This is a genomic window from Rhizobacter sp. P2_H2 (assembly GCF_056403375.1).
Window position 1 is genome coordinate 1 of the sequence record NZ_JBFUFP010000736.1, and the last position, 2,821, is coordinate 2,821.

The following is a 2,821-nucleotide window of genomic DNA, read 5'->3' on the forward strand; positions in this document are numbered from 1 at the left end:
GGCCGAGACCGGCCCGAGCGTGGCCGGCTGCAGCATCGACCGCGGCGCCAGCGCCATCGTCTCGCGCTCGCAGCGCGTCGGCCTGACGGCCCGCGAACTCGCGCTCGCCCAGCTGCTGTTCGAGAACGCCGGCCAGTTGGTGACCCGGGCCCGCCTCGCGCAGGACGTCTGGGGCACCGATGCCGGCATCACCGGCCGCTCGATCGAGCAGCACATCTATCAGTTGCGCCGCAAGCTCAAGCGCTGCGCCGGCGAGGCGCTCGCGCTGCGCGGCGTCTACGGCAGCGGCTACCGCATCGATGCGGCCGCCGTGCCGCGCACCTCCTCCGGACCTTCCTCTGCGCCCACGGCCGCTCCCGGCCTGGCGGCGCAGGCCGGGCTCCACGCCTGAATCCTCCACGCCTGAACCCTCCACCGCCCACCACCACCATGCGCTCCACCACCCACTCCACCTTCGACGGCCTGCGTCCCGACCGCGTCCCGCTGCCCTGGGGCGACGTGCGAGGGGCCTCGCTGTCCGCGCTGTTGTCGCTGATCACCACCGTGTCGTATGGCGCGGTGGCGGCCGGATCGATCTCGTCGATGGGGCCGGGCGTGGTGTCGGCGATGGTGCTGTCGGGGCTGATCGCCGCCTCGCTCGGCGCCCTCGTCGCGAGCGCGTTCGGCTCGGTGCCGACGCAGATCTTCTCGCCGCGCGCCTCGGTCGCGGTCGTGATCGCGGCGGCCGCTGCGTCGTTCAGTGCCGGCGACGGCGTCAAGCTGCCGCAGGTGCTCGCACTGCTGTCGCTGTGCCTGTTCCTCGCGATGCTGCTGCAGCYGGCCTTCGCGGCGCTGAAGCTCGGCGGCCTGATCCGCTTGATCCCGACCTCGGTGACGGCAGGCCTCGTGATCGCGCTGGCGCTGCGGCTGATCTGGTCCGAGCTGCCCGACCTGGTGGCCGCGCCGGACCGCCTGCGCCCGTGGGCACCGCTGTGCACCGCCATCGGCACCTTCGGCGTGTTCGCATTGCTGCGGGCCCGCTACGGTACCGGCGGCGCGATGCTCGCGGGGCTGTCGGCCGGCCTGCTGGTCGCGCTGGTGGTCGATCTCGGCGCACCCGGTGCGCTGCCGCACCTGCCGTCCATCGACCTGGCCGGCGGCCCGCTGCTGCCGGTGTCGCGCCTCGTCGGGCAGTTCCTCGAAGGCTGGCCGCCCGGCCGCTGGATCGACGTGTTGGCCTTCGCCGCGGTGATCGCGCTCGTCAACTCGGTCGAGACGCTGACTTCGGCGATGCAGATCGAAGACCTCGGCACGCAGCGCTTCGACGCCAACCGCGCGCTGATGGCCGGCGCCCTCGGTTCGCTGGTCTCGCTGCTGGCCGGCGGGCTGCCGGTGGCCGGTGGCACCTCGACCTCGTCGGTGCACATGCAGGCCGGCGCCACCTCGCGCAGCGCCGCGTTCGCCTCGGCGATGCTGGTGGGCCTGGGCACGCTGGTGTTCGCTTCGGTCATCGTCAAGGTGCCGCTGGCGGTGGTGGCGGCGCTGATGCTGTGCGTGGCCGGCGAGATCGCCGTGCCGCCGGTGCGCGAGCTGCTGGCGCAATGGCAGGCCGACCGGCGCGGCATGCGCGGCGAACTGGCGGTGGTGCTGATCGTGTGCGTGCTGATGCTGTCGGCCGACATCCTGGTGGCGGTGGCGGCCGGCGTGGTCGCGGCCTCGGTGCTGGCCTTCGTGCAGATGCGCGACAGCCTGGTGCGCCGCGAATACAACGCGACCGATGCGATGGCCCCGACCATCGTCGGCGTGCCGATGGGCCAGACGAGTTCGCGCGACGTGCCGGTGATCGAGATCGGCCAGCCGCTGTTCTTCGCGACCGTCGAGGCCGCGGTGCATGCGGTGGAGCGCGTGAGCATCGGCTCGCGCCAGGTGGTGCTCGACCTGACGCGCAGCGGCGGCCTGGACCTGACCGCGGCGAAGGCGCTGTCGCGCTGCGCCGCGGTGATGCAGCGCGACGATCGCCAGCTGCTGGTGGTCGGCGGCGAGCGCATCGCCGAGATGGAATCGCCGCTGCGCCCGTGCCTGGTGTTCGGCCACATCGGCGATGCAGTGAACTACTGCACCGATGCGCAGGGCCTGCGCGACCTCGAGGTGGAGCGGGCGCGGCGCGAAGCGCAGACCGTGCCGCAGGCGGTCATCGAGCACGCGACACGGCTGCTGGCCGAGCACATCGGGCCGATCGCCGAGGTGCTGGTGCGCCGTGCGGCCTCGGTCGTCACCAATCGCGACCAGTTCTGCAACGCGCTGGCCGGGCAGCTCGACGAGAGCCGCGCACGCGAGGCCTTCCTGGCCGGCATGAAGCGCGTCAGCATCGTGCGGAGCGCATCATGAGCGGCGCCGCGATGCAAGCCGGCACGCGCGAGCGCGACGCCTTCGTCTCGATGCTGGCGCGGCTCGATGCGCAGCTCGAGCGCGACCTGGCCCTGGCAAAGGTGCCCCAGGTGAACGGGGCCGCCGAAGGCGAGCGCACGGATTTCGTGCCGACGCTGCAGATGCTGAAGCCCGAAGAGATCGCCGCGCTGGCGGCCCCGCCGCGCCGCGATGCGGCGGTGTCGCGCACCGCGGCGCTGCGGCCGGCACGCTCGATCGGCCGGCTGCTGCCGTGGCTGGTGGGCGGCGGGCTGGTGGCCGGTGCGGCCTCCTTCGCGATGTCGTTCAGCGGTTCGCGTCCGGTGCTGCCGAAGGGGCCGGAGGTCGCGACCATCGTGCCGGTGGCACCGGTGGTGTCGATCGCCGTCGCGGCATCGGCCCCGGCGGTGGTCCCGGCCCCGGCTCTGGCCGCGAC

At 73.3% G+C, this 2,821-nt stretch carries 3 protein-coding genes; all 3 read left to right on the forward strand.

Translation table 11 applies throughout. From position 1 onward, the window contains the following. The coding region (locus AC1D15_RS25490) for a winged helix-turn-helix domain-containing protein (RefSeq protein WP_477828187.1) at window positions 1-391 on the forward strand (391 nt) is incomplete at its 5' end. Between the two features lie 38 nt (window positions 392-429). Beyond that, window positions 430-2,367 (forward strand): SulP family inorganic anion transporter, encoded by a 1,938-nt coding sequence (locus AC1D15_RS25495; RefSeq protein ID WP_477828188.1) that lies wholly within the window; start codon window positions 430-432, stop codon window positions 2,365-2,367. Beyond that, window positions 2,364-2,821 (forward strand): hypothetical protein (locus AC1D15_RS25500; protein WP_477828189.1); only part of this gene is annotated, 458 nt, incomplete at its 3' end. The genes AC1D15_RS25495 and AC1D15_RS25500, both read left to right, overlap by 4 nt.